This is a genomic window from Enterococcus sp. LJL99 (assembly GCF_054871725.1).
This window is the reverse complement of sequence record NZ_JBTXLT010000001.1, coordinates 83616-108307: the sequence shown is the minus strand read 5'-3', so window position 1 is coordinate 108307 and position 24692 is coordinate 83616. Positions and strand designations below refer to the sequence as shown.

30 protein-coding genes and 2 tRNA genes are annotated in these 24692 nt (G+C 32.6%); 26 read left to right on the top strand and 6 right to left on the bottom strand.

Annotated features, from left to right (window positions below; translation table 11 throughout):
• Nucleotides 1-168: 168 nt before the first annotated feature.
• Nucleotides 169-708 (top strand): hypothetical protein, encoded by a 540-nt coding sequence (locus ACYSNW_RS00495; protein WP_461742304.1) that lies wholly within the window; start codon nucleotides 169-171, stop codon nucleotides 706-708.
• Between the two features lie 713 nt (nucleotides 709-1421).
• Complete coding sequence (locus ACYSNW_RS00490; protein WP_461742303.1) at nucleotides 1422-1595, top strand: DUF6440 family protein; 174 nt, start codon at nucleotides 1422-1424, stop codon at nucleotides 1593-1595.
• A gap of 585 nt (nucleotides 1596-2180) precedes the next feature.
• Here ACYSNW_RS00490 and ACYSNW_RS00485 read toward each other — a convergent pair.
• Nucleotides 2181-2645 (bottom strand): DUF1307 domain-containing protein, encoded by a 465-nt coding sequence (locus ACYSNW_RS00485; RefSeq protein WP_461742302.1) that lies wholly within the window; start codon nucleotides 2643-2645, stop codon nucleotides 2181-2183.
• A gap of 231 nt (nucleotides 2646-2876) precedes the next feature.
• On the opposite strand from ACYSNW_RS00485, the gene ACYSNW_RS00480 reads away from it, so the two are divergent.
• The 3 genes from ACYSNW_RS00480 (at nucleotide 2877) to ACYSNW_RS00470 (ending at nucleotide 4341) form a co-directional block, all read left to right on the top strand.
• Nucleotides 2877-3692, top strand: a complete 816-nt coding sequence (locus ACYSNW_RS00480; RefSeq protein ID WP_461742301.1) for a YwqG family protein — start codon at nucleotides 2877-2879, stop codon at nucleotides 3690-3692.
• An 87-nt stretch (nucleotides 3693-3779) separates the two neighbouring features.
• The gene (locus tag ACYSNW_RS00475) at nucleotides 3780-4001 is read left to right on the top strand and encodes a DUF6483 family protein (RefSeq protein WP_461742300.1); all 222 of its coding nucleotides are present in this window, start codon (nucleotides 3780-3782) and stop codon (nucleotides 3999-4001) included.
• A 148-nt stretch (nucleotides 4002-4149) separates the two neighbouring features.
• Nucleotides 4150-4341: a hypothetical protein gene (locus ACYSNW_RS00470; RefSeq protein WP_461742299.1), complete on the top strand. Its 192-nt coding sequence runs from the start codon at nucleotides 4150-4152 to the stop codon at nucleotides 4339-4341.
• Nucleotides 4342-4471: 130 nt separating this feature from the next.
• On the opposite strand, the gene ACYSNW_RS00465 is transcribed toward ACYSNW_RS00470, so the two are convergent.
• A complete protein-coding gene (locus tag ACYSNW_RS00465; protein ID WP_461742298.1) occupies nucleotides 4472-5014 on the bottom strand; it encodes a DUF3267 domain-containing protein in 543 nt (180 codons plus the stop codon).
• Nucleotides 5015-5279: 265 nt separating this feature from the next.
• On the opposite strand from ACYSNW_RS00465, the gene ACYSNW_RS00460 reads away from it, so the two are divergent.
• From ACYSNW_RS00460 to ACYSNW_RS00450, 3 genes are all read left to right on the top strand, one after another.
• The gene (locus tag ACYSNW_RS00460) at nucleotides 5280-6143 is read left to right on the top strand and encodes a hypothetical protein (protein WP_461742296.1); all 864 of its coding nucleotides are present in this window, start codon (nucleotides 5280-5282) and stop codon (nucleotides 6141-6143) included.
• 22 nt (nucleotides 6144-6165) lie between these two features.
• On the top strand, nucleotides 6166-6669 hold the full coding sequence (locus ACYSNW_RS00455; protein ID WP_461742295.1) for a hypothetical protein: 504 nt from the start codon (nucleotides 6166-6168) through the stop codon (nucleotides 6667-6669).
• A gap of 1110 nt (nucleotides 6670-7779) precedes the next feature.
• Complete coding sequence (locus ACYSNW_RS00450; protein WP_461742294.1) at nucleotides 7780-8286, top strand: Cna B-type domain-containing protein; 507 nt, start codon at nucleotides 7780-7782, stop codon at nucleotides 8284-8286.
• 299 nt (nucleotides 8287-8585) lie between these two features.
• On the opposite strand, the gene ACYSNW_RS00445 is transcribed toward ACYSNW_RS00450, so the two are convergent.
• Together ACYSNW_RS00445 and ACYSNW_RS00440 are read right to left on the bottom strand one after the other, a co-directional pair.
• Nucleotides 8586-9086 (bottom strand): P-loop NTPase family protein, encoded by a 501-nt coding sequence (locus tag ACYSNW_RS00445; RefSeq protein ID WP_461742982.1) that lies wholly within the window; start codon nucleotides 9084-9086, stop codon nucleotides 8586-8588.
• Between the two features lie 253 nt (nucleotides 9087-9339).
• Nucleotides 9340-10368, bottom strand: a complete 1029-nt coding sequence (locus ACYSNW_RS00440) for a lactonase family protein (protein ID WP_461742293.1) — start codon at nucleotides 10366-10368, stop codon at nucleotides 9340-9342.
• A gap of 187 nt (nucleotides 10369-10555) precedes the next feature.
• Here ACYSNW_RS00440 and clpX point away from each other — a divergent pair, with 187 nt between their 5' ends.
• Both clpX and yihA read left to right on the top strand, forming a co-directional pair.
• Entirely contained in the window at nucleotides 10556-11806 is a 1251-nt protein-coding gene (gene clpX / locus ACYSNW_RS00435) for an ATP-dependent Clp protease ATP-binding subunit ClpX (RefSeq protein ID WP_461742292.1), read from the top strand.
• A gap of 104 nt (nucleotides 11807-11910) precedes the next feature.
• Nucleotides 11911-12492, top strand: coding sequence for a ribosome biogenesis GTP-binding protein YihA/YsxC (gene yihA / locus ACYSNW_RS00430; protein WP_461742291.1), 582 nt, complete (start codon nucleotides 11911-11913; stop codon nucleotides 12490-12492).
• 203 nt (nucleotides 12493-12695) lie between these two features.
• Here the strand turns inward: yihA and ACYSNW_RS00425 are convergent, their stop codons facing one another.
• Nucleotides 12696-12845, bottom strand: a complete 150-nt coding sequence (locus tag ACYSNW_RS00425) for an SPJ_0845 family protein (RefSeq protein WP_461742289.1) — start codon at nucleotides 12843-12845, stop codon at nucleotides 12696-12698.
• Nucleotides 12846-13124: 279 nt separating this feature from the next.
• On the opposite strand from ACYSNW_RS00425, the gene yidD reads away from it, so the two are divergent.
• The 16 genes from yidD to ACYSNW_RS00345 all read left to right on the top strand — a co-directional run bounded on the left by yidD (nucleotide 13125) and on the right by ACYSNW_RS00345 (nucleotide 23975).
• Complete coding sequence (gene yidD / locus ACYSNW_RS00420; protein ID WP_461742287.1) at nucleotides 13125-13409, top strand: membrane protein insertion efficiency factor YidD; 285 nt, start codon at nucleotides 13125-13127, stop codon at nucleotides 13407-13409.
• Between the two features lie 14 nt (nucleotides 13410-13423).
• Nucleotides 13424-14290 carry an ROK family protein gene (locus ACYSNW_RS00415; protein WP_461742286.1) on the top strand — a complete coding sequence of 289 codons (867 nt, stop codon included), beginning with the start codon at nucleotides 13424-13426 and terminating at the stop codon, nucleotides 14288-14290.
• 188 nt (nucleotides 14291-14478) lie between these two features.
• On the top strand, nucleotides 14479-15642 hold the full coding sequence (locus tag ACYSNW_RS00410) for an ABC transporter substrate-binding protein (protein ID WP_461742285.1): 1164 nt from the start codon (nucleotides 14479-14481) through the stop codon (nucleotides 15640-15642).
• A 111-nt stretch (nucleotides 15643-15753) separates the two neighbouring features.
• The gene (locus ACYSNW_RS00405; RefSeq protein WP_461742284.1) at nucleotides 15754-16632 is read left to right on the top strand and encodes a branched-chain amino acid ABC transporter permease; all 879 of its coding nucleotides are present in this window, start codon (nucleotides 15754-15756) and stop codon (nucleotides 16630-16632) included.
• Between the two features lie 9 nt (nucleotides 16633-16641).
• A complete protein-coding gene (locus ACYSNW_RS00400; protein ID WP_461742283.1) occupies nucleotides 16642-17619 on the top strand; it encodes a branched-chain amino acid ABC transporter permease in 978 nt (325 codons plus the stop codon).
• Nucleotides 17600-18376 carry an ABC transporter ATP-binding protein gene (locus ACYSNW_RS00395; protein WP_461742282.1) on the top strand — a complete coding sequence of 259 codons (777 nt, stop codon included), beginning with the start codon at nucleotides 17600-17602 and terminating at the stop codon, nucleotides 18374-18376. The genes ACYSNW_RS00400 and ACYSNW_RS00395 overlap by 20 nt, the downstream gene beginning before the upstream one ends.
• Entirely contained in the window at nucleotides 18376-19077 is a 702-nt protein-coding gene (locus ACYSNW_RS00390; protein WP_461742281.1) for an ABC transporter ATP-binding protein, read from the top strand. Before ACYSNW_RS00395 ends, ACYSNW_RS00390 begins: the two co-directional genes overlap by 1 nt.
• A 4-nt stretch (nucleotides 19078-19081) precedes the next feature.
• On the top strand, nucleotides 19082-19735 hold the full coding sequence (locus ACYSNW_RS00385; protein ID WP_461742280.1) for a CBS domain-containing protein: 654 nt from the start codon (nucleotides 19082-19084) through the stop codon (nucleotides 19733-19735).
• A gap of 232 nt (nucleotides 19736-19967) precedes the next feature.
• The gene (locus tag ACYSNW_RS00380) at nucleotides 19968-20546 is read left to right on the top strand and encodes a hypothetical protein (RefSeq protein WP_461742278.1); all 579 of its coding nucleotides are present in this window, start codon (nucleotides 19968-19970) and stop codon (nucleotides 20544-20546) included.
• Nucleotides 20547-21281, top strand: coding sequence for a class D sortase (locus ACYSNW_RS00375; protein ID WP_461742276.1), 735 nt, complete (start codon nucleotides 20547-20549; stop codon nucleotides 21279-21281).
• Nucleotides 21282-21301: 20 nt separating this feature from the next.
• Nucleotides 21302-22156: a hypothetical protein gene (locus ACYSNW_RS00370; protein WP_461742275.1), complete on the top strand. Its 855-nt coding sequence runs from the start codon at nucleotides 21302-21304 to the stop codon at nucleotides 22154-22156.
• An 86-nt stretch (nucleotides 22157-22242) separates the two neighbouring features.
• On the top strand, nucleotides 22243-22473 hold the full coding sequence (locus ACYSNW_RS00365; RefSeq protein ID WP_461742273.1) for a DUF2969 domain-containing protein: 231 nt from the start codon (nucleotides 22243-22245) through the stop codon (nucleotides 22471-22473).
• 93 nt (nucleotides 22474-22566) lie between these two features.
• Nucleotides 22567-22647: transfer RNA gene (locus ACYSNW_RS00360), tRNA-Tyr, on the top strand.
• A 9-nt stretch (nucleotides 22648-22656) separates the two neighbouring features.
• Nucleotides 22657-22728: transfer RNA gene (locus ACYSNW_RS00355), tRNA-Gln, on the top strand.
• 116 nt (nucleotides 22729-22844) lie between these two features.
• Nucleotides 22845-23012 carry a hypothetical protein gene (locus ACYSNW_RS00350; RefSeq protein WP_461742272.1) on the top strand — a complete coding sequence of 56 codons (168 nt, stop codon included), beginning with the start codon at nucleotides 22845-22847 and terminating at the stop codon, nucleotides 23010-23012.
• Nucleotides 23013-23345: 333 nt separating this feature from the next.
• Complete coding sequence (locus ACYSNW_RS00345; RefSeq protein ID WP_461742270.1) at nucleotides 23346-23975, top strand: SEC-C metal-binding domain-containing protein; 630 nt, start codon at nucleotides 23346-23348, stop codon at nucleotides 23973-23975.
• A 92-nt stretch (nucleotides 23976-24067) separates the two neighbouring features.
• Here ACYSNW_RS00345 and ACYSNW_RS00340 read toward each other — a convergent pair whose 3' ends face one another.
• Complete coding sequence (locus ACYSNW_RS00340; RefSeq protein ID WP_461742269.1) at nucleotides 24068-24676, bottom strand: TetR/AcrR family transcriptional regulator; 609 nt, start codon at nucleotides 24674-24676, stop codon at nucleotides 24068-24070.
• Nucleotides 24677-24692: the final 16 nt, after the last annotated feature.

The window sequence follows — 24692 nt, the reverse complement described above, 5'->3', positions numbered from 1 at the left end:
TACATTATTACATAGATAAAGGTTAATTTATAGCTTTAGAAGCTAGGGAAAGGCTGAACTGTTAGTATTATTTGAAAAAAATCTCTGGAAGCTGGTGTATCTTTTCCCTTATTAGCAGTGTTAATTTATAATAGAGATACTAAAACGTAATTATTGGAGGATACTGAAATGTTTCAACAAAAAAAAGTTTATAAAAGTATGGAAAATCGTAATTTTACTCCAGAAAGTTTACTTGCAGAATTGGAGGACTTGAAGCAGTTTAGGTTTGACGATATTTCTTATACGGGAATTGCTTTAAACAATGAAATGTTGATTACTCAATATTTAAGAGATGACCATTTTCAATTAATTGAAGCAAAAGGTGGTTTAGCTAAAAAGAATTATACTACGTGGTATAAGGATTTATCATTAGCGATTAATATTTTTAATCATTTTGTAGATTATACGAATGTTCATTTTAATGAATACCTAGAGGAAGCGAAAAAATATCAGGCTGAAACGGGGAATGGCAATACTTCTAAGGAATATAAAGCATATTTTGAGCAAGGAAATTCTATGTATTTTCATGATGTGTTGCACAGTGTGTTTGATCTTTCCAGAAAACTAGATCTAAGTATTGAGGATTTTAAAGAAGCATTGATTGCGGATGGAGAAGATCCATCACACTATGTGTTACCAGAAAAGAAAGTATTTGAGCGAACGAATTAATCGTTTAGGTCAAAGAATGTATCTATGGAGTTAAAATAGACAACTTGAGTGAGGCAAAAGTAAAAAGCACTTTTGTTTAATCGTCTAGTTGTCTTTTTTTATAGAAAAAAACTGACAACCAAAAGGTTGTCAGCTTTTATGATAATTAGTAAAAAAAATCTATAATCAACGACATTTTATTTTCCTTTTTTTAAAACTATGTGCACTAATTATCATTTTTTCTTAGACCATTTTTTATGCTAGGAATGGATACTAGAACATAACATAGAGGAATGACTTTAGTAATAGTCTAAGAAAGCAAGAGAATAAACTTCCCAAATTATTCTCTTGGCTATAAACAGTATAATTGGTAAATACCAATTTATTATGAAGAAAACATGTAAATTTAACTATTATTGTGAAACAATAATGTCTGTTATACAAGAAAGATAAGAAATAGACTAGTTTCGCTTATATATACCGTCACTAGGGGGGGATCTGCAACTGACCTAATTTATCCTAAAATAAATAATTAGCCAACTAGGGAGATAAATTGACTGTTTAAGTAATTTTTGTCTTTTTTCTCTCATAGATTGTTATAATTATGGAAAGAACTTTATTATGTAAAAGAAAAGTTTTTTATTTAATTGAATAAGAAGTGATTAACAACTATAGCGCTATTCGTGGAAATTTTTAGAAATTTAGTTGGAAGTTACTAATAAAAGGAGAAAAAAATGAGTAAAAAAGAACCACGCTTTATTTTGGGTGAGAAAAAAATGATTGGCCATGGGACAGTTCTTATCGACCAAGAAACAGGGGTTAATTATCTAATGATTGTTAATGGAGGTGTCTGCCCTTTGTACAACTCTGATGGCACATTAATTGTAACAAAGGTTGAAGAAAATTAGTATTTCAGAATAGCAAATAAAAAATTCTGGATCAGAGGCTTTGTTGTTAAAAAAACGTCTGATCCAGCGTTTATTTACTAAGTTTAATAAAAAATCAAACAGGTTTTATTGCTTTGAAAATAAGGGGCTTCAATCACGAAATCGACTTTTTGAGTGTTTACGAAATAGTTTTGTCTCATATTTACATAATCTGGCCGAAGCGCCAAAACGCATTCCAACAATCTCTTTGTATTGTTGAATCTCGTTTGCAATAATCTGTATTTTTTTGAAATTTATGGTCAAAGTATTTTCCAAAAATGAAATATTATCAAAGTAATTCGTGGGTAATTGCGCTTTTTTTGTCTCATCATTTATGCGGAGCTTTAATTCTGAATAGCTATTGAAGCTAATTTTTTTCACATTCGTAAAATAGTAGTATATACATAAGAACGTTAGGCAAATTTTCTGAATCTTACTTCAATAAAAGATTAAACTAGCATATACGGAGTTGAAATATATCATTCTGTATATGCTAGTTCTATTCTATTGGCATTTAAATTGAAATTCATATCGCTAATTTTTATTCAAGTATTTAATTAAACCTTATTATTTTTCAATGTAACCCATCCCTTTATAATCTTGTATCCTTACTTTTGCGGAAGGTAAGTTACTATCCTTAGCCATCATATCTTTTTGAATACCTAATTGAGTCAAATCGACTTTAGAATAGTCAGTTGTACTAGATAAAATAATTTCATTATCGGTTATTTTTGCTGATACCTCAATTCCTTCAATACCGCTTTTTTGATTTTTAAAATTTTCTGCTAATGTTTCTGCTTCTTGTTTTGTTGTTACTCCTGCAGTTTCAAACGAGGATGTGATGATGACTGCTTCTTTTTTTATTGCCTCTCCTTCGATAGTTAAAATAGCTTCACTTTTCACCCCTTCTTTTTCAAGAATAAAGGTTTGCGTATCAGCTTTTTCAGTCTTCTTTTTATCACTTTGTTTACTGCAAGCAATCAGTGAAAAAAATAGCATTGGGATTAAAGTAATCGTAATTAATTTTTTCATTGGATCCTCCTTTATGTATTGTAAACAAAGCTAATTTTCAACTATAGTTGAATTAATGTCAATCAGATAATTAGTTGTTTGTCGTAATAATAATTAGAAGTAAGCAATAGAAAACTATTTTTGATCAAGAAATACTGATAGAAAATGATATAATTAATACAATCAATAGTGCAAGTAGCTTCGTATAAATCATTTTCACCAATTAAAATAAATTTAGAGGAGAGAAAAGATATGCTTAATTTAGCACAAAATTTGTATAAGTACTTCTCGGCAGAAAGCGCTGAGAAAATTTTGAAACATAAGAAGCAGTTTATATCGTTATTCACTAAGGAAGAAGATACATCGTTGATTAGTAGTAAAGTTGGCGGATATGGATATCTTCCGAAAAAAATAGCTTATCCATTAAATACAGATAACCAACCATTATCTTTACTAGCGCAAATCAATTTTTCAGAAATGCCTAAACTGAAATTATTTCCTGAACAAGGAATTTTAGCGTTCTATGTTGATTATTTTGATGATTTAATGGGACTAGATTTTGATTCTCCAACTAACCAGGAGCGGTTTAAAGTATTTTATTTTCCAAGTATTACTGAAGAATCGTATACTGAATCTCAACAAAGAACCATATTTTCACCTTTTGAAAAGATTGAATGTTATCCTGTGGTCGAAAAGGAAATGAAACTTTATGGCGCATTAGACGAATCAATTCCAATGAACGATATTGTAGAGTTTACTTCTTTAGTAGGTCAACCTTATTATGAATTTCTTGAAGAGGAAATCAATAATCCAGAATTAGAAGATACAGTTAATGAGATGATTACTCCTACTTCATCGATTGGCGGCTATCCATTTTTTACACAATCTGATCCACGCGAATATGATCAAGCTTTGGCGGATGAATTTAATGAGTTATTATTTCAATTAGATTCAGATGATCAAAATATTATGTGGGGAGATTGTGGGGTTGGGAATTTTTTTATCAATCGAGAAAAACTATTAGAGAAAGATTTTTCTCACGTTTTATTTAATTGGGATTGTTATTAAGTCATTTTTTTGCTATGAAAAATAGACGCAGATACCATTTTAAACTAGACAATGTTTATTATTTTAAATAATAAAGGAGGAATACGTATGGCAGATTATGAAAAAGACTTTATTTTACGTCAAACAAAAGCAATGACAGAAGGATTGGCTAAATTTTTAGGCAAAGAAAAAGCAGATGAAGTCATGAAACAAGATGAAAAAGAGGACAAGCATAAAAAGGAATTGGATAAACAGATTGCATCAGAATTAGAAAAGTTTAAAAATGAAGCAGAAACAACAAGGGATGAATTTCCAGAATCAAAGAATTAAAAAGGAGCATCAAAAAAATTGCTTTTGTCCCATCGAATTAAAGGTTTTAGCAATAATCTAACTATTTTTTTATTTTGTAATTCCTCCTTAAGACCGATATACAACGAATCAATATAAAGATAAAATGATGAAAAGGAGATGTTACAAAATGGATAAAGAAAAAGAGTTGTTAGAGATTGAAATTGAAAAATTGAAGCTAGAAAATGAAAATCTAAGATTGAAAGCAAAAACACAAAATTCTAGTAAAGCTTGGATATGGGCGTTGATTCCAATAACAGCGATTGTTTTTGGCAGTCTATCAGAGTTTTGGATGAGTATTATTAATACAGTCTTTAAGTAAGTTGACGAGCTAGTTATTGTGCTTTACTAGAGTTTTAAAATAATAAATGAGACAATAGTCAGAAAACTGTTTTCTGACTATTGTCTCATTTATTTTATTTAACAGATTAAAAAAAGTTTAACTAAAAAAATTATGCTTCATAAAAATTTATACCAACCTCAGTATCTTCTATTAAAGCATTTTTAGGGGCTTTAACCAGTAAGTAGATCCAATAAAAATCACCAACACAACCAGCCGTGTGAATCGAAGCTAAGCAAACAAAAAAGAAAGCAGAAATCATTTTTAGCATGAACAGAATGATTAAAAAGCTTGCAATGAAAATAAACGGAGCGATGCCAATGATAAAAAATTGAAATTTAGAATAATAAGAATTAGGACTTGTTGCATAGGCCATTCCGTTTTTAAATCCAAATTGCACCTTTCCTTGAGGATGAAATACTTTAAAAAAAAGTGCATGGATTAATTCGTGAATAGGAATGATTAAAAGACAAGACAATCCAAATAAGATTATTTCTAGAGGTCCTGTTATTTCAAAGCTTTCACTACCAGTTGATTTTAATGTTAGATAGGACAAAGTAACTAAAGAAATAATTAATAATAGGATTGAAAAAAAGTTTAATAAATAAATGACTTTCTTATTCTCAATTAGGTTGATACGTTTGATTAATTTCATAAATTTAACTCCTTTCAAATTAATAGTATCAAAATTAATAATTAAAATCTTTATATTTTTTACTTAGGGATATTTATTCGGTTTTAAAAGGTGTTTTTCTTTTGACTTCCTCCTTTTAATGAGTTGTTTGAAGCAGGTTATATGTATAATTTTTTTTAAAGTACAGGATAAAAGAAGCTTATTTTATTATTGAAGAGACTATTTTTGAAAGTGAGTGGTCTTCTCTATATTTTTCACCTATAATAAGAAAAAAAGGAGAATAATAATGGATACAGCATTTATACTAAAAACGAAGATTGAAAATGGAGAAGGTATTGATCAGCCGATGTCTTTTCTAGAAAAGTCAGAGATTGTTCAAAAGTATTGTGAGTTAGAAAATTTAACTGATTTAGGAAAAATCTTTGCTTTAATTGGATTAGCGGAGATATCGTATAGCAGTGAATTAGATAAAACCAAAGAGTTAGTTGTTTTTGTTAATGAACAAATTGCTACAAGTGAGGGGTTTTCTTATACAAGAAAAGTTCAAGATATTGTTCCTTGCTATAATGCTATGCTTTTGGAATCTTACTGTCGATTGGGGTTAGGGAAAACAAAAGAAGCACAAACTGCATTGAACTGGATTAAAAAATATCAATTATTTGAGCGGAATAAAAGGACTGATTGGCAAGAATCTGGTATTTGTAAACATGGAGGCTGTTTGAAAAAGACTCCTTGTTATATTGGGATTGGCAAAACAATAAGAGCTTTGATCACTTATCAAGAATTAGTCGATGGAAATGATGAAGAAGTCGAAGCTCTTTTAGTCCAAGGGACAAACTATATGTTAAAACAAAAAATGTATAAACGTTTAACGAATGGGCAGCCTATCTCAGCGCATATCACAGAGAATATGTTTCCCCCAAGCTATGTTTTATCTTTAACCGATATCATTTATATCACAGGGAAACGTTCCTTATGGACTTCGGAATTAACAACAGACTTAAAAGAATTAGTTACTAATAAAATGACTAAAAAACAAGGTTGGAAAAATGAATTTATTTATAAATACAATGGGTATATTCCGTTTGATAATCGAAGAAAAGAGTCGCCTTGGATAACCGATTTAATTTTTAATTCGTTAAATACATAGAAAATATTGATAGGAGTTGTAAATGAAAGAGAGAAAAAGTTCTTTTAAAATCGTTGATATTTATGCTGGCTGGTTTGAAATTATACTATCGGATGGAAATCAAGAAGTAATAGTGACTAATTCTGATTTTTTGGGTAGTGATGCGCCAAAAAATTTATTGAGTTGCCTTATAGACTTGTTGACCAAAAAAGAAAATGAAATATGGTTATGCTGGCATGATGAACCAAGTGCGAATATAATAAATATCAAAAATAAGGATCATGAAACATTTATAATTTCTCTTTTTTCAGCAGTTAAGGAGTCATTTGAATTGCCTTATGAAGGTGACGTATTAAGTAATGAAAATAAAGATAAGTGCTTTCTGACGTTTTCTATACCTAGTGCGTTATTTATCAAAGATGTACAGACTGAGTTTTCTTATTATAGCTCAGGAGTGAATTTTAAATTATATGAAGAAGCGTGGGGCAAATTTCCCAAAGTAGAATTTGAGTTATTAAGTGAAGGGATAAAACAAGTGGATTCCTAACTTGCTTTTAAAAACGAGTCCTTGTCTAGACTAAAATAATTAGTTTATTTGCTCTCAAATTGAATTTAAAGATAGTATAAAGGGACATTTTTGTTCCAGTTAGAAGCTAAGTTTAATTTAATGAAATTTATAACTTAAAAGGATTTCAAAATACTGATTTTAGTTTCTGAAAAGAATAACAAAAATAAGTAGTAACTTGCAAAACGTAATTTGTAAGTTAATGCTTATTTTGCTGTGATTGAAAAGGGAATGGGAGTTGTTTTTTTGAAATAACCAAAAAAGTTAACCTATTAAGTGATTTTTTTGTGGGAAAATGGAAAAAAAAATTAAGTAATTTGCTTTCTTAGTAAGGAGTGCCATTTGTTTGATTTTAGAGGAAGATGAGACAAAAGTAAAAACTTTTATCTTCGAAAACCTAATAGACGTTATAAAACAATAAGAATATCGGAAAAAACGACTTGTTACATTCAATCACGAAGAACAAAATGATTTGATAAGGCACTGTATCTACTTGCTTTTCGAAGCAAACCACTTTTGTCTCAATCACCTCATACACGATAGATAAGACTGAAAAATATATCTCCCCTAGTTATATAGATATTCAAGCCCTATTCAACATAATATATTAACTTAGTAAAGTTATTACGCTCAAAATAAGTAGAAAGTTTGATTTAACTATGAATCAATAATGTTCGTTATTTATGTAGGTGTGACAAATTTATTTTATGAGAGATTAGACAGCCTGCTATGCTTAGTCCTCCAAATCCTATCAACGATTTACCGATATTATTATTTTGATTAATTTTAAAATAACCTGCAATGATTGAAGAACTACTAGCTATTAAAACTAAAATATTATGATAGACTCGATAGTTTTTATCTCCCAGTGACTAGTGATACTTTTCTCTAAATAAATAATAGCCCACCTCTCAATTTTATCTTCAAAATCTTTTTCTTTCAAAATTTGTTCTTTCTATTCTAGTTTCTTACACTTATCCAACTTAAACTTAAGCCTGTTAAAGAAATAAGTAAACCCAAGTAAAAATTTAGCGTGTATTATCTAAAAAAGGAACAGAGATAACGAATCATTATACCCCTGGGAAAACAAGTGTGACAGTGACGAAAGCATGGAATGATTCAAATAATCAAGATGCTTTGCGCCTGAATAGTATTCAAGTGCAGCTTTATGCAGATGGCGTTGCGCATGGAAATCCAGTTGAACTAAATAAAAATAATAACTGGACAACCAACTGGACAGAACTTGAGGAGAAACAAAATGGTAAAGCAATTGATTATACGGTAAAAGAATTGGATACATTGAATGAGTACACGGTTACTATAAATAATACCGATAAAGGCAACATAATCATTACAAATACTCACACCTCTAATAATATCAATAAATCAGGTGATAAAACGACAAATAATCAATCAGCAACCAACAAAACAGAAGGGAATAAACCTACAGCAAGTCAAACTAAAAATAAACCCTTACCAAATACTGGAGAAAAAAATAATCGCTTCAACTTTATTGGTGAGTTATTACTTGTAACAATAGCACTTGCATACTTATATCTATTTAAATCCAATCGTAAAAAAGATTCAGTGTTTAAGTAAGAATATTGCTAAAAAGAGTTGGGAATTGACCAGCTCCTTTTTATTTTTTAAAACTGAAAAAAATAAAAATAAGTTGGGAAGTAGTTTGAGACAATAGTGGTTAGCTCCGAAAAATAAGCTAAAATTGTTGTGAAATATAGGGAATGAAATGAATAGCTGATGCAAAATACTTACTCGGTTATCAAAAATTTGATGAACACCAAGTAGAAAGCATTCAGCATCGAAAAGGTCCTTGTAACTCTAGAGTAAACAATTATGAGGACTTAAAGATTATCTATAAAAGGTTCAAAAAACTATTTTTAGATTGAGTATACGTGATTTGCTAGTTTTGAAAAGTAATGATTTGCTTCACTTCTTGAATTAAAAACAAAAATATTTTTATTATTCTGATTTTCTTCAAGCAGTCTATAAATTGTAGGGAGTTGATTTTGGTGGAAATCAATGATCCATTGCCTAAATTCTGGGTCAAACTCTGACTCAATCCAAGGCATATCCTCTCTTGCTTTTCCAATACGGGATTCGACCCCAGCCAAACAAACTTCTAACGGATAGTCCAACAAAAAAACGGTGTCACATGCTGCTAAGCGAATGTCAAGCGTACGCAAATAATTCCCATCAATAATCCATTTTTCTTCTATTAACAGCTGCTTTAAACGTTCATCAAAGGTTTCTTTTGATATAGTTGTTTGATCTTTTTTATGCCATAAAAGATCAAGGTAATACAACGGTAAATTTGTATACTCTCTTAATTTTCGTGAAAAAGTACTTTTCCCAGCACCAGGACATCCAATCACAATCATTTTATCCACTAGTTTTCCTCCTTCTAAAATGTAACTAAAACAGCCATGAAAGTTATTTCTCCTCCGTGGCTGTTTAGCTGTTTAATCGTAGTTAGGGAGTGTCTGAGAACGATAACGGCGACCTTTAGCTGGAACTCATCGTCGTAAAGCCTCGCTTATGTCCCACGTAAGCCACGTTTTCTTTCTTGATTTCAAGCTAAATTTCCAACAATTTCGAATTTCTCAATTGTTTTCTGACACTCTCTAGTATTTTTTATTTAAAATAAACACAAACACATTCTGGTGCGTAAACATCTTTTTGAATCATTTCTAACAAACCAGTTGTTTCATCACGACGATAAAGAGTTAAATTGTCACTATCTTGATTTGCTGCAACGACAAATTTTCCTGATGGATCTAAATCGAAATCACGCGGAATATTTCCTTCGGTTGAAATCAATTGTACGCGTTCAATAGTTGAACCCTCAGTTGTTACAGCGAAAACAGCGATTGAATCATGTCCACGATTAGAAGCGTAAACAAAACGTCCGTCTGCAGAAATTCGAATAGCTGCTCCTCCATTAAACGCATCGAATCCTTCAGGTAAAGTTGATACTTTTTGGACTTGTTTGAAAGAACCATCAGCTTCATTATAAGCTAAAACGGTAATGGTACTATCTAATTCACCAAAAAGATAGGCAAATTGGTTATTAGGGTGGAAGACCAAATGACGAGGCCCGGTTCCTGGTTCAGCAACATATTGAGCTACTTCAGTTAGTTTTCCTGAGGCACTCACATCATAAGTATAGACACGATCTGTTCCTAAATCACATACAGCTAAGCGTCCGTCTGGTGTTAAATCGGTATAATGAACATGAGCATTGTTTTGATTTTCATGTGGTCCGGTTGGTTCGTCATGGATAATTTTATCAGCATCTTCAATACGTCCATCTGCTAAAATACGATAAACATGAACAATCCCTTGATGATAATTGGCACCAAAGACTAATTGTTTGTCTTCATCGATGGCAACGTAACAAGGTGGTGCGCCAGCTTCACTGACTTTATTTAATAAATCGAATTGATTGTTTGCGTTTTTATAAGCGGCCAACGCGCCTTCGCCATCCACAGAGGATACGCAAAAAAGATCTTCTTTGCTATCTAATGCTAAATAAGTTGGGCTAAGTTCTTCAACGACTAAAGTTGCTTCAGAAAGGGCTTCTTTTGTCGTATCTAATTCAATTTGATAAATCCCCTTACTCACTCTTCGAGTATACGTACCTAATAAAATTTGTTCCAGCATGTATTTCCCTCCATTTTAGCGCTGACTTAAGGATCAGCATATTTATATTGCGTCTTTTAGTATACCATAAACCGCATACAATAATCGAAATATTGAGAATCAGGGATTCGCATTTTTTTTTAATATGTGCTATCATATTGTCAGACTGTTAAGGCAGTCATTTTTGATTTTTAGAGGAGTGACATGCATGTACGACAATACAAATAATAATGATGCAGTTCGCTGTTCTTTTTGTGGTAAGACGCAAGAAGAAGTGAAGAAAATCGTTGCTGGACCTGGCGTCTACATTTGTAACGAATGTATCGACTTATGCAAAGAGATTATTGATGAAGAATTTTATGATGAAGCCGTACGTGAATTGACCGATGTCCCTAAACCTCAAGAGATTTTGGACGTCTTAAATGAATATGTTATTGGACAAGACCAAGCAAAACGTGCGTTATCTGTAGCGGTCTATAATCATTATAAACGTGTTAATCAATCAGAAAATTCAACAAGTGATGAAGTAGAATTACAAAAAAGTAATATTTGTTTGATTGGACCGACTGGTTCAGGAAAAACATTTTTAGCACAAACATTAGCTAGAACATTAAATGTACCATTTGCCATTGCAGATGCTACGAGTTTGACAGAAGCTGGATATGTGGGAGAAGATGTGGAAAATATTCTATTGAAACTTTTACAATCTGCTGACTATAATGTAGAACGTGCTGAAAAAGGCATCATTTATATTGATGAGATCGATAAAATTGCACGTAAAAGTGAAAATGTTTCAATTACGCGAGATGTTTCTGGTGAAGGTGTGCAACAAGCCTTATTGAAAATCTTAGAGGGAACAGTAGCAAGTGTTCCACCACAAGGAGGACGTAAACATCCTCATCAAGAATTTATCCAAATCGATACAACAAATGTATTGTTTATCGTTGGAGGAGCTTTCGATGGTGTCGAAACAATTGTGAAGAACCGTTTAGGTGAAAAAACAATCGGTTTTGGGACAAATAATAGTAAATTAGGGGAAGATGAAAGTATTATGCAACAAATCATACCGGAAGATTTACTAAAATTTGGTTTGATTCCTGAATTTATTGGACGATTACCAGTAACTGCAGCTTTAGAAAAACTAACAACCGATGATTTGGTTCGTATTTTGACTGAACCTAAAAATGCGTTAGTTAAACAATATGAGAAATTACTTTCTTTAGATGATACTGAACTTGAGTTTGAGCCAGAAGCATTACGTGCGATTGCTGCAAAAGCGATTGAACGCAATACAGGCGCTCGTGGTTTACGCTCAATTATTGAAGATATTATGTTAGATGTAATGTTTGATGTACCATCGGATGAAAATATCAAAAAAGTAATCATTACGAAAACTGCAGCTGAAGGTACAGGGAAACCTGTGATTGTATACGATAAAGAAGGTCAAAAAGCTGGCTAAAACTTCAAGGACTGAGGCTAAACGTTTAAGTTTGCTTCAGTCCTTAAACTTTGTTGTAAATGAAAGACGAACAATAGAAAAAAGTATATAGAGGAGGGGAGCCTATGAAGGTTCATAATGCTGAAATAGTAATCAGTGCAGTTTCACCAAAACAATATCCTGAAACAGACTTGCCAGAAATAGCTTTGGCAGGTAGATCGAATGTAGGGAAATCATCTTTTATCAATACGTTGATTGATCGGAAAAATCTTGCTAGAACATCTGGTAAACCTGGCAAGACTCAAACCTTGAATTTTTATTTAATTGAAGATGCGTTGCATTTTGTCGATGTTCCAGGATACGGTTATGCGAAAGTATCAAAGACAGAACGAGCAAAATGGGGCGAAATGATTGAAACATATATGACTTCAAGAAAGCAATTAAAAGCGGTCGTTTCTTTGATTGACCTACGTCATCCACCAACCCAAGAAGATATTCAAATGTATAATTTTTTGAAATACTATAATATTCCAGTAATCGTTGTAGCAACAAAAAAAGATAAAATTCCTAGAGGAAAGTGGAATAAACACGAAAGTATTATCAAAAAAGCCTTGGATTTTGATAAATCAGATGATTTTATTCTTTTTTCTTCTCAAACGAAAGAAGGAAAAGAAGAGGCCTGGCAAGCGATTGAAAAATATTTATAAATCCTTACAGAAAATGCCAGCCATCTTATTCAACTTAAAAAAGCCGAAACAAAGTGAGTATCTTTTTGTTTTGGCTTTTTTATTTGAAAGGTATTTAAGCATAAAAACTATAATTATTATAGGGCTAAATCAATAAAAATCACTGGGTTAGTTACTTACTTTCGTGATTTTTAAAGAAGTTCTACTCGAAAATAGATAGGTAACTATTTCGATTCTGAATCTTTTTCTCTTTTTTTCTCTTTTTCCGCTTCTTTCTCTAATTCTTCTTTTGGCATTTCGACCTTTTTAGGATCAACAGCAAAAGAATCAAATAATTTATCTAAATCATCTGAACGTTCAAATTTTAAGCCCATTATTGAATTACTCCATTTCTATTAGTAGTTTAAAAAGTCAATTACTTTGTTAATAGTTTATCATCCTTTTCTTGTTTTGAATAGCTTTCTCTAAGTGATAGCTGAAAACTAAAGAGAAATTTGAATTTTCTCATTAATTTTGCGCAATTTAGGAAAGTATATAAATTGAGATGGAAGCGTTCATTCTTACTATAATATTATCAGGAAAATAACAGTCGACTCTTGCATTGATTTCTGATACACGGTATAGTTTTTTCAAGTAGAGAAAAGAGGGATTAAATGGCAAAAAATATTTTCATCGGAGTGGTTCGAGGATACCAACGCTTTATTTCACCAGGCCTACAGCCAAGATGTCGTTATTATCCAACTTGTTCTCAATATATGATTGATGCAATTCAGACACATGGGACGATTAAAGGGGTTACCATGGGAACGGCCCGCATGTGTCGCTGTCACCCATTTGTAAAAGGTGGAATCGATTATGTACCTTTAAAATTTAGTTTAAAAAGGAATCCTGATCAAGAGTATCATGGACCTTACAATTATAGAAGAAAAAATAAATAGAGGTGGTTTTAGAGATGGCAATTTTAGTATTTGATTTTGGTGGTTCAGCAATAAAACATGGTGTTTGGGAAGGCAAACAACTAAAAAATAAAGGGAAATTTCCAACGCCAAAGTCATGGGAAGAAATGAAAGCGTGTTTATTGTTAGTTAAAAACGAAACAGAACAAGAACTTGAAGGAGTAGCGATAAGTGCACCAGGTGTTGTGGATGTTGAAAAACAAAGAATCAATGGTATTTCTGCTATTCCCTACATTCATCATTTTGATATTTTTGCAGAGCTAGAGCGTTTATTTCAGCTGCCGGTTACAATTGAAAATGATGCCAATTGTGCAGGCATGGCTGAAATTTATGAAGGTGCGGCTAAAGGGAAGAAAGAAGTTGCTTTTGTTGTGATCGGAACAGGTATTGGTGGAGCGATTTTTCATAATGGAGAAATTGCGAAAGGCGCGCATCTTTATGGTGGCGAGTTTGGTTTGATGTTTTTAAATGAAGGAAAAACATTTAGTCAACTTGGAACAGCTGTACAGATGGCTTGGCGTTATTGTCGCAGAAAAGGGGTTCCTAAAAGTACTTTTTCTGGCGAAGAAGTATTTGCGTTTGCAGAAGCTGGGGATGAACTTGCGATAGAAGAGGTGAATCATTTTTACGACTATTTAGCTCAAGGATTATTTAATATTCAATTTTCTCTAGATCCAGAAATTATTGTTTTGGGAGGTGGCGTTTCTGCTAAAGAAGATTTATTAGTGAAAGTAAATGAGAAAATGAAAGAGAAACTGCAGCATTTTAAGTTAAATGATTTTGTTCCTGAAATCGTCGTTTGTGAACATAGAAATGATGCGAACTTAATTGGAGCAGCTGCAAACTTTACTCAACAAAAGTAGTTAGTTCTTTTTAAAGAAAAAATTATTTTGGTGCGAAATAGAAGGAGGAAAAATAGGGTTGTTGTAATAATTTGAATTATAGAAATTTTCTGAAAATTCATTGACATTCCACGTCTTTTTTATTACATTTATATATACACTCTTTTGGATAAATATCTATGAAAAAAAGAGATTAAGGAGGACAAGCAATGAAAAAACTAGTTTTTTTATGTGCTGGATTATTATTGTTAACAGCTTGTGGACCAGCTGCTGGGGGTGCAGTAGGTGATGGGAACAAGGCTGAAGGTGATACAATTAAAATTGGCATAAATATGGAACTATCCGGTGATGTTTCTGCCTATGGAACAGCCGAAAAAGAAGGCGTCGCATTAGCGATTGAAGAAATCAATGAAAATGGAGGCGTACTTGGTAAAAAATTACAGTTAATCCAAAAAGATAACAAGTCCGATATTGGCGAGACGACCTCAGTTGCTGCGAATTTAGCGTATAAAGAAAAAGTAGTAGCTGTGATTGGACCTGCAACTTCTGGGGCAGTAAAAGCGTCAATTCCCAATATGACTAGAGCAGCAGTTCCAGTGGTAACACCTTCTGGAACAGATGATGCAATTACGATTCTTAATGGAAAAGTACAAGAATATATTTTTAGAGCTTGTTTCCAAGATTCATTCCAAGGAATTATTTTAGCGAATTTCGCGCAAAAAAACTTAGATGCTAAAAAAGTTGTTATTATTGGAGATAATTCAAGTGATTATGCGTTAGGATTAACCAAATCATTTAAAGAGACATATACGGGTGAAATTGTTAAAGAAGAAACATTTACTGCTGGAGATAAAGATTTCCAAGCCATATTAACTAAAATCAAAGATTTAGATTTCGATGCAATTTATATTCCCGGTTATTATGCAGAAGCAGGTCTGATTATTAAACAAGCAAGAGAAATGGGAATTAATCAGCCGATTTTAGGAGCAGATGGTTTTGGGAATGAGAAATTAGTAGAAATTGCAGGCCCAGACAATGTGAACGAAGTTTATTATACTGGACATTTCTCCGAAAAGGCTCCTGCAACTGATAAAGTTGAACCATTTGTTGAAGCATTCAAGAAAAAATATAATAGACAACCCTCTGCGTTTAATGCATTAGGTTATGATTCTGTCTATATGATTAAACAAGCAATTGAAACCGAAAATTCAGCCGATTCTAAAGATATTACTAAAGGGTTAGCGGAGTTGACTGATTTTGTAGGGGTTACTGGAAAAATGAACATGGATAAAGATCATAATCCTGAGAAAACTGGTGTTGTATTAGGTTTGACTAAAGGAAAAGAAACTTCAGCAGATATCGTGAATCCTTAAACGATTTAATTAATTTAAGTGGAATCTATGAAAAAACAGAGCATCGAAATTTTTGGGCTCTGTTTTATCTGCAAGGTAAAAAAGGATAAAAAAGAATGGAAGTGATACATGATGGAACAAATCATACAACAGTTAGTTAATGGTCTTTTTTTAGGGAGTATTTATGCGTTGTTGGCGTTAGGATATACAATGGTTTATGGAATTATCAAATTAATTAACTTTGCCCATGGTGAAATCTACATGTTGGGCGGTTTTATGGGGTACTTTTTTATAAATAAATTAAATTTAGGATTTTTCTCTGCACTGATTCTATCAATGGCTGGAGCGGCAGTGATTGGTGTTATTATTGAATTTTTAGCGTATCGACCGTTACGCAAATCGACAAGAGTTGCGGCGCTAATTACAGCGATTGGGGTATCTTTTTTGCTACAAAATGGCATGATTTATCTTTTTGGTCCTGAAAAACAATCGTTTCCTCAGGCCATAGCCTATAAAAAATACGAAATAGGATTTCTGCAAATATCAAACATTCAAGTGCTTATTTTAGTTGTTTCACTTGTTTTAATGTTGGCTTTGCAATTAATCGTTAAAAAAACAAAAATGGGAAAAGCGATGAGAGCTGTTTCTGTTGATGCAGATGCTGCCCAATTAATGGGAATCAATGTGAATAGAACGATTTCATTTACGTTTGCCTTAGGTTCTGCTCTTGCGGCAGCGGCAGGAATGTTGATTGGTTTATACTATAATTCAATCGATCCGATGATGGGTGTTGTACCAGGGCTAAAATCTTTTGTTGCGGCTGTTTTAGGAGGAATCGGAATTATTCCTGGAGCTGCTTTAGGAGGCTTTGTAATCGGCTTGTTAGAAACAGTGACGATTGCTTTAGGATTCTCTAACTATAAAGATGCCGTTGTTTATGCATTATTGATTGTTATCTTATTGATTCGTCCAGCAGGAATCTTAGGTAAAAACTTGAAAGAGAAAGTGTAGGTGAGCTTCATGAAAAAAAATCTTAAATATAATCTAGTTTGGCTTTCGATTGTTGCTGTTGCCTATGCTTTAATTTATTTCTTGTATGCAACTAATATTATTACTCCGTTTACAGAATATACATTGATTACAATTGGCATCAATATAATGCTTGCTCTTGGATTGAATTTGATTATTGGGTTTTCGGGGCAATTTTCTTTAGGACATGCTGGTTTTATGGGAATTGGTGCGTACAGTGCGGCAATTATGTCAATCAAATATCCGACAATGGGCGGCTTCCTTAGTGGAGTGCTGATTGGGATTCTTTTGTCTGGGATTGTAGCTTTGATTGTTGGGATTCCAACTTTACGTTTAAAAGGTGACTACTTAGCTATTGCAACTTTAGGGATTTCAGAAATTATTCGTATCGTGATTATCAATATGCCAAAATTAACCAATGGGCCAGCAGGAATTTTTAGTATTCCGCCAATGGTCAACTGGGCAATGGTTTTCGGTTGTGTTGTTATTGTGACATTGATTATTGTTAATTATATTCATAGTGGACCAGGTCGTGCGACGATGGCCATCAGAGAAGATGAAATTGCAGCTGAATCAATGGGCGTTAATACAACGAAGTATAAAGTAATTGCCTTTGTAATTGGGGCTGTGACAGCTAGTTTAGCTGGCTCGATTTATGCAAGCTATGTTCAAACGATTGTTCCAAATACTTTTAACTTTATGCGTTCAATCGATATTCTAATTATCGTTGTATTTGGCGGCATCGGTAGTATTACAGGAACGTTTATTTCAGCCATTGTTTTAGGTATTTTAAATATGTTCTTACAAGATGCAGGTGCGTTACGTATGATCATTTATTCATTAGCATTGATTATTATCATGATCTTTAAGCCAGGTGGTTTATTGGGAACTAGAGAGTTTTCTGTAAAACAGCTAGTTCAAAAAATTAAAAATAAGGAGGATGATTCAAATGCCTCTACTGAACGTTAAAGATTTAACTAAAAATTTTGGTGGTTTAGCAGCTGTATCTAATGTGAACTTGACTTTAGAAAATAATGAACTGATTGGTTTGATTGGTCCCAATGGAGCAGGAAAAACAACGTTATTCAACCTTTTGACAGGTGTTTATGAACCTAGTGAAGGAGAAGTGATTCTTGAAGCCGATGGAGAAAAAAAGGTTTTAAATGGCTTGAAACCTTATAAAATTGCGGATTTAGGACTTGGTAGAACTTTCCAAAATATTCGTTTATTCAAAGATTTAACTGTTATGGACAACGTGTTGATTGCGATGAATAGTAAAAATAAAGAAGGCGTGTTGTCTAGTATCATGCGTATGCCTCATTTTTATAAAACGGAAGATGACATGGAGCATAAAGTAATTGAATTATTATCGATTTTTGGTTTGGAAGATAAAATCAATCATTTGGCTAAAAATCTATCCTATGGAGAGCAACGTCGTTTAGAAATTGTAAGAGCCCTTGCTACAGAGCCAAAAATATTATTTTTAGATGAACCAGCAGCGGGGATGAATCCGCAGGAAACAGCTGATTTAACGGAATTAATTCGTAAAATTCAAAGAGAATTTAAAATTACGATTCTTTTAATCGAACATGATATGAGTCTTGTTATGGATGTTTGTCAAAGAATTTATGTTTTAGAATATGGTAGAGTTATCGCAGAAGGAACGCCTGATATAATCAAGAATGATCCTCGTGTAATTGAAGCTTACTTAGGGGGGGAACTGTGATGTTAAAAATTGAAAACCTATCAGTACATTACGGAATGATTCAAGCAGTTAGAGAAGTAAACTTTCATGTCGAACAAGGTGAAATTGTTTCGTTGATTGGAGCGAATGGAGCCGGAAAAACAACCATTTTAAGAACAATTTCTGGTTTAAATCGCCCTTCAACAGGAGCAGTTTCTTTCGAAGGACAAGAAATTCAAAAAATGGTACCACAAAAAATTGTTGCCAATGGCTTGAGTCAAGTTCCAGAAGGTCGTCATATTTTTTCAGGCATGACCGTTCAAGAAAATCTAGAAATGGGTGCCTTTTTAAGAAAAGATAAAAATTTAAAAGAAGAGTATGAAGCTATTTTTGATCGTTTCCCGATTCTAAAGGAAAGAAGAAATCAAGATGCTTCAACTTTGTCTGGTGGGGAGCAACAGATGTTAGCAATGGGGCGAGCATTGATGTCCAAACCTAAATTATTATTGTTAGATGAGCCTTCTATGGGATTAGCACCAATCTTCATTCAAGAAATATTTAATATTATCCAAGATATTAATAAACAAGGAACAACAGTATTATTGATCGAACAGAATGCTAAAATGGCGTTATCGATTGCTAATCGAGGCTATGTTTTAGAAACTGGCGAGATTGTATTAAGTGGTACGGGTCAAGAGTTATTGGCAAGTGAAGAAGTGAAAAAAGCATATTTGGGAGGTTAGTACAATGAGCGTTAGCGATTTTATGACACAAGATTTAGTAGTAGTAGCTCCAGAAACAAAAATTTTTGATGCTGTAGATATAATGAAAAAAAATAATATTCATCGGTTACCTGTATTGGAAAACAATCATCTAGTTGGCTTGATTACTGAAGGAACGATTCAAGCCGCAATGCCTTCTAAAGCGACGAGTTTAAGTGTGCATGAAGTGAATTATCTTTTAAATAAAACCACAGTTAAGGATATTATGGTGAAAAATGTCCAAACGATTCTACCGACAGCTTCTTTAGAAGACGGCATCTATGTTATGAGAAAAAATAATATTGCAGTTTTACCTGTTATTGATGAAGCGGACAAATTAGTTGGAATCATCACGAACAATGATATTTTTGATGCATTCTTAAAAATTGCCGGCTACAATGACGGTGGTACAAGAATTCAAATTCGTATTTTAGAAGATCATAAAGGAATTTTAGCAAATATAGCGAAACTTTTGGCTGAAAATGATTACAGTATCTTAACTGTGATTGTTAACCACAAAGAAACTGAAACAATTATTGAGTTGCAGATAGAAAGTAAAGATAGTGAAAAGATTTCGACTATTTTAACTCAAGCTGGTTATGATGTGGTCCAAATTGAACTTCTTTCTGAAAGAAAATAGAAAAAATTACAAAAAAGTATTTCTTTTCATAAAATAATTGACTATTGCCTTTAGGTATGATAATTTTATTGTTGTGTTATAATAAAATATACCTAAAGGCGATTTGTTGTTATTTATTTTGTGTAAAGGAATTTTTTTGATAAGTTGAATCTAAATTTATAGGTATATGTTGGTATATTATTTACAGTTTTTCTGTATTTAATTATAAATATTTTAGATTGGAGGAAAAGAAATGAAAAAAGTTATTGGAGTTATCGTTGCTGTGATCGCAGTTTTATCTTTTGCGTTACCAGCTTCTGCTGATGGAGCAATCTCTGCATCAGAGCAAACAATTTTAAATGAATTGAATGCAGGTGCGAAAATCGGTGGGAAACAATTTTATTTTGGTTCTGCCGAAATCAACTCAGCTGAAAATCACTTGAAACGTGTTGATTTGACACAAGCTCAAGTAGATGAAGCTGTCAAACATATTCAAGCAGCGCGTGCGTTAGTTGAAGGTGTGAATGTTGATACTTCGAATGCAAACACATTATGGGATGCTTTAAGATTATTACCAAATGATGTGATTGCTAAGTTACAACAACATATTGTTGCTGCTGGAAATGCAGTAGGCGTTAAGATTACTTTTGGCGCGCATGGTACTTATTCTGCTGTAACAGTGACTGATGCTAAAGGATCGACTGTTTACAAATCTGGTTCAACCGTTAAAAATACTGGTTCGAACTACGCATTAAGCGGAATTACTTTTGGTTCATTAATCGTAGCTGCAGCAGGTGCAGTATTCGTGAGCAGAAAGAATAAAGTAGCTTAAATGAAGAAGCGATTTAAACGATTAGGGGCACTGTTTTATGTGCCTCTTCTCTTTATGCTTTTAGGCTATCTTGTCATATACATAATTGGTACACCTGTCATTAATTTTGCTACCTCTGCAGTAGATTTAATTTTGTTGAATGATGCGCCTTCCTTTGATCAAAAAAGTACTAATTTATATGAACAGTCCAAAAATAAGATTGCTCATAATGATAAGGAAAAGACATCTGATTCTGAAAAAAATCAAGAAGATACAAAAGAGGATTCTTCTAATGAATCATTAGCTTCTTCAAAAGTCGTCTATCCATCAAGTGGGGATCAATTTGGAGAGGTTGTAATTGATAAAGTAAATATTAATGTACCGTTGTATTATGGAGATAGTGATGATATTTTACGTTTAGGTGCTGGTCAATATATTGGTAGTATGATTCCCGGTGATATAGGGACAACACTGATTGGTGCTCATAATCAACCAGTTTTTGGGAAAATCTACTATTTGGAGCCAGAGGATGAGATAAACATATTGACTCACTATGGCGAATATACATATAAAGTGACCGAATCAAAAATAGCAAACTATAAAGATCCGTTGATCAATGAGAAATTAGGTGATCGTTCGAAACATTCATTGATTCTGTATACTTGCTATCCGTTAGATGCAATTGGTCTTACTCCAGAACGTGTTTTTGTTTTTGCTGATTTAGTTTCAGGGCCAATTATAGATGAAAAAAGCTAAAAAGAGAGGTAAAAGTTAAAATGAAGCAGCAAAGTAATAAAGTAACGATGTTTTCACGACTCTTTCTTGCCTTTTTAGCTTCAGTATTTTTGTTTGCCTTTTTAATTTTGCTCACATTAAGATTCACCTTGTTTAATGAGAGTTATATGCAAAAGCAAGCAGAACATGCTGACTACTATTCAAATTTGACAAATGAAATAAATCGTCAAATTGAAGATAGTGCACTAGGAAGTAATATACCTGAAGGCGTTTTAGCTAATACTGTTAGTGAAAAAATGGTGAGAAAAGATGTAATAGCTTACTATGAAGCCATTTATAATCCTGGTATTCAATATGAAATTTCTGATAAAAATGAAATTTATACATCGGCTTTAGGTGCAATTGAAAAATATATGAAGGCAAATGAGATTGAAACGACAGAAACATCGGAAAAAGCAGTAAAAGATTTAGCTAATAATACTGTAGAGATTTACAAAGGATATATTAAATTACCATTTTTGATTTCTTTTGGACGAAAGGTAATGAACTATAAATCCAAAATCGTCTTATTTTTGATTATATGCGGTGTTTTATGGATTGGTTTAAGTTTTATCTTACTAAATTCTTTAAGAGGCTATGTCCATCGATTATTACGATTTTGGGAATATATTTTTGTTGGTAGTGGATTGATGATGAGTGTTTTTCCTGCGTTAATTTTACTAAGTGGACAGCTCAAACGAATTGGAATTCAATCGCAAGCGATGTATGAGTTTATTCAAACCTATTTAGCGAGTTTTTTAAAGCTATTTATTATTATTGGTCTTTTTACAATTGCTTTAGGGATTATCTCTGCAATTCTTAGTGAAATTAAACGAAAAAAATTATTTTCTCCTTGAGTTTTTTTTAAGGGACATAAATCCTTGACGTATTTTTGTCCCTTTTTTATCGAAAATATGTTAAGATAGACTTTCGGAGGGATTATATGTCAAAGAAGAATAAAGAAATCGAAGTTCGGATTGAAGAAGAAACGAAAAAAGTAAATGGTCAAAATGTTGTTGTAAGTAAATTGATTATCGGCAAAAAAGAAATTGGTTGTGTAATTCCAGAAGCTGAAAAGATGATTGTTGAGATTGATGGTCGAAAAGAAGCCACAGTAAAATCGTTGGATGAGGCTGTAGAATACATTATTCGTCAGTGGAATTTGAACGACTAAAAATAAATAACATTTTTTTTCAAAATAGGCTTGCATTTTATTAAAAAGTTTTGTATTATAACTAAGTCAGGTTTTTTACTAAAAAAACTTTTCGGAGGAGTAGCGAAGTGGCTAAACGCGACGGACTGTAAATCCGTTCCTTAGGGTTCAGTGGTTCGAATCCACTCTCCTCCATTTATATCTTGGGGTATAGCCAAGCGGTAAGGCAACAGGTTTTGATCCTGTCATGCGTTGGTTCGAATCCAGCTACCCCAGTTTTGTTAGAGCATTTCTATTGAAGAAATGTTCTTTTTTTATAGTAAGGATATGAGTTTTGTAAAAGTGGGAATTATGATAAAGTAAAAGTAAAGTTCAAAGGAGAGAATATAAAGATGATTAAAGAAAAAATAACTGAAACAGCTGAAAAAATTTATGATTTGGCAAAAGATGGAAAATATGATGTAGAAGTGAACTTGTTTTCTAAAAAGAAAAAAGGCGTTTCTGTTTCATCATCAAGACAAACGAACCATACGAAGAAGTGGCGTGCTAAAAACCGTTAATCATACACGCATAGATACTGATGAGAAGATGAATACGAGTAAGGTTAAGGTAAATAGAACAAAGGTAAAAATCACCTTTGTTCTATTTTCTAAGTCTGAATAAAACGGTATAAAACAATCAGACTCTCGGTAATTTGCAAACAAACATTCATGGCAAAGGATGTAATAACTGATGTTTTGTCCAATTGTTCACCCAAAACTTTGTTAGAAATCGAAAATTTTAGCTGAAAATTGAACTTATTTCTGCTATTATTAAGAGCGTGTTTTCTATTCAGATATTATTTAAAAAATTGAAATACATAAGTACAAATTAAAAGGAGTAAAAGATAAACAATGGCTATTGACGACCGCTTAGAAAAAATAATGAATCAAACAAAAAGTTGGTTAGAAGAATTTGAACAAAACCAACTATTTACACAATTGACTGATAAACAGCAAGAGGATGCTAACCGTATTATTGAATCTTACGTTGAGGCAATGTATACACAACAAGATCGGCTACTTGGAAAGTGGACTCAAAAAGATACGATTTCTGTATTAAGTGAATATTTCCCAAGCGAAGTAGTTGGGAGTGCCTCATTCTATCAATCAGTAGTTCCAGTTTTGACGAACTTCTTTAACTATCTAGAGTTTATTGGACGATTAAAAAATGCAAGTACGCTGATTAAGGGAGTAGAAAAAGCGGAAGCTAAACTTATTGAAAACGCGAGTGTAATTGAAAGTGCAGAAGTTTCTGGAAAAGTTGAACAATCTGTTGAAGAAATAGTGACTAAAACGACGATTGAACAACAAGCAGAGGGAACTATGGAAACAACTGAGGACCTTAGACCAATGCGTCCGTTCCGAAATCAAGTAGCGACTGGATCAGCAAAACCGCAACAACGTAGAGTGGAAAAAATCGGTAGAAATGAACCGTGTCCTTGTGGTAGTGGGAAAAAATACAAGAAATGTCATGGTAAATAATCGATTACAATAAAAAACGAGCTAACTATCGAGAATTCAATTAGTGAATTCTTTGGGAGTTAGTTCGTTTTTTTAGTTTTTAAATAATCAGCTTACTTTTCAATCTCAATTCCTAATACCGTCAAGTGGCCATTTCCAACAAGCTTAATAACTAATCTTGCTAAATCATTAGGAGCCATATCTGTATCGCTCGTAATCCACCAGTGAAGGGTTCCAACAAAAATGGAAGTCATATATTCAATAATAAAATCCATAGGAACTTCAATATCGTTTTCTGTGATTCGCAATTTCAAGAAAATATCTTTGTATTTTTCATAGATAATTGAAGCTAATTTTTTTCGCAAAAGTTCATTTGAACTGCCATCCATAATGGTCAAAAAGAATTTTTTATTTTTATGAATATTAATATAGATTTGGGTCAGTATAAATTCGATTTGTTTTACCTTTATTCTTCTGCCGATAACTAACTGTTCTAAATCAAGTACAGAGGTAAAAGCTTCAACAGCTAAGTCAAAAATTTTTTCATAAAGATCTTGTTTATCTTTAAAATGAGCATAAAACGTAGCACGATTAATCATTGCTTCATCTGCTATATCTTGAATAGTGACACTATCATACCCTTTTTCTTCAACTAACTTAAAAAAAGCTTCTAAAATCATTTTGTTTGTTCGTTGTATCCGTAAATCAGTTTTTTTAGACATAATAAATTCCTTTCGA

What these genes read in the sequence shown, in the direction of transcription:
- ACYSNW_RS00425 (WP_461742289.1), bottom strand. Translation starts at nt 12,845, where the DNA reads ATGGGCTTAAAATTTGAACGTTCAGATGATTTAGATAAATTATTTGAT.
- ACYSNW_RS00390 (WP_461742281.1), top strand. Translation starts at nt 18,376, where the DNA reads ATGTTAAAAATTGAAAACCTATCAGTACATTACGGAATGATTCAAGCA.
- yidD (WP_461742287.1), top strand. Translation starts at nt 13,125, where the DNA reads ATGGCAAAAAATATTTTCATCGGAGTGGTTCGAGGATACCAACGCTTT.
- ACYSNW_RS00395 (WP_461742282.1), top strand. Translation starts at nt 17,600, where the DNA reads ATGCCTCTACTGAACGTTAAAGATTTAACTAAAAATTTTGGTGGTTTA.
- ACYSNW_RS00385 (WP_461742280.1), top strand. Translation starts at nt 19,082, where the DNA reads ATGAGCGTTAGCGATTTTATGACACAAGATTTAGTAGTAGTAGCTCCA.
- ACYSNW_RS00480 (WP_461742301.1), top strand. Translation starts at nt 2,877, where the DNA reads ATGCTTAATTTAGCACAAAATTTGTATAAGTACTTCTCGGCAGAAAGC.
- clpX (WP_461742292.1), top strand. Translation starts at nt 10,556, where the DNA reads ATGTACGACAATACAAATAATAATGATGCAGTTCGCTGTTCTTTTTGT.
- ACYSNW_RS00460 (WP_461742296.1), top strand. Translation starts at nt 5,280, where the DNA reads ATGGATACAGCATTTATACTAAAAACGAAGATTGAAAATGGAGAAGGT.
- ACYSNW_RS00485 (WP_461742302.1), bottom strand. Translation starts at nt 2,645, where the DNA reads ATGAAAAAATTAATTACGATTACTTTAATCCCAATGCTATTTTTTTCA.
- ACYSNW_RS00380 (WP_461742278.1), top strand. Translation starts at nt 19,968, where the DNA reads ATGAAAAAAGTTATTGGAGTTATCGTTGCTGTGATCGCAGTTTTATCT.
- ACYSNW_RS00345 (WP_461742270.1), top strand. Translation starts at nt 23,346, where the DNA reads ATGGCTATTGACGACCGCTTAGAAAAAATAATGAATCAAACAAAAAGT.
- ACYSNW_RS00365 (WP_461742273.1), top strand. Translation starts at nt 22,243, where the DNA reads ATGTCAAAGAAGAATAAAGAAATCGAAGTTCGGATTGAAGAAGAAACG.
- ACYSNW_RS00370 (WP_461742275.1), top strand. Translation starts at nt 21,302, where the DNA reads ATGAAGCAGCAAAGTAATAAAGTAACGATGTTTTCACGACTCTTTCTT.
- ACYSNW_RS00445 (WP_461742982.1), bottom strand. Translation starts at nt 9,086, where the DNA reads ATGATTGTGATTGGATGTCCTGGTGCTGGGAAAAGTACTTTTTCACGA.
- yihA (WP_461742291.1), top strand. Translation starts at nt 11,911, where the DNA reads ATGAAGGTTCATAATGCTGAAATAGTAATCAGTGCAGTTTCACCAAAA.
- ACYSNW_RS00340 (WP_461742269.1), bottom strand. Translation starts at nt 24,676, where the DNA reads ATGTCTAAAAAAACTGATTTACGGATACAACGAACAAACAAAATGATT.
- ACYSNW_RS00375 (WP_461742276.1), top strand. Translation starts at nt 20,547, where the DNA reads ATGAAGAAGCGATTTAAACGATTAGGGGCACTGTTTTATGTGCCTCTT.
- ACYSNW_RS00405 (WP_461742284.1), top strand. Translation starts at nt 15,754, where the DNA reads ATGGAACAAATCATACAACAGTTAGTTAATGGTCTTTTTTTAGGGAGT.
- ACYSNW_RS00415 (WP_461742286.1), top strand. Translation starts at nt 13,424, where the DNA reads ATGGCAATTTTAGTATTTGATTTTGGTGGTTCAGCAATAAAACATGGT.
- ACYSNW_RS00350 (WP_461742272.1), top strand. Translation starts at nt 22,845, where the DNA reads ATGATTAAAGAAAAAATAACTGAAACAGCTGAAAAAATTTATGATTTG.
- ACYSNW_RS00400 (WP_461742283.1), top strand. Translation starts at nt 16,642, where the DNA reads ATGAAAAAAAATCTTAAATATAATCTAGTTTGGCTTTCGATTGTTGCT.
- ACYSNW_RS00410 (WP_461742285.1), top strand. Translation starts at nt 14,479, where the DNA reads ATGAAAAAACTAGTTTTTTTATGTGCTGGATTATTATTGTTAACAGCT.
- ACYSNW_RS00490 (WP_461742303.1), top strand. Translation starts at nt 1,422, where the DNA reads ATGAGTAAAAAAGAACCACGCTTTATTTTGGGTGAGAAAAAAATGATT.
- ACYSNW_RS00475 (WP_461742300.1), top strand. Translation starts at nt 3,780, where the DNA reads ATGGCAGATTATGAAAAAGACTTTATTTTACGTCAAACAAAAGCAATG.
- ACYSNW_RS00470 (WP_461742299.1), top strand. Translation starts at nt 4,150, where the DNA reads ATGGATAAAGAAAAAGAGTTGTTAGAGATTGAAATTGAAAAATTGAAG.
- ACYSNW_RS00495 (WP_461742304.1), top strand. Translation starts at nt 169, where the DNA reads ATGTTTCAACAAAAAAAAGTTTATAAAAGTATGGAAAATCGTAATTTT.
- ACYSNW_RS00440 (WP_461742293.1), bottom strand. Translation starts at nt 10,368, where the DNA reads ATGCTGGAACAAATTTTATTAGGTACGTATACTCGAAGAGTGAGTAAG.
- ACYSNW_RS00465 (WP_461742298.1), bottom strand. Translation starts at nt 5,014, where the DNA reads ATGAAATTAATCAAACGTATCAACCTAATTGAGAATAAGAAAGTCATT.
- ACYSNW_RS00455 (WP_461742295.1), top strand. Translation starts at nt 6,166, where the DNA reads ATGAAAGAGAGAAAAAGTTCTTTTAAAATCGTTGATATTTATGCTGGC.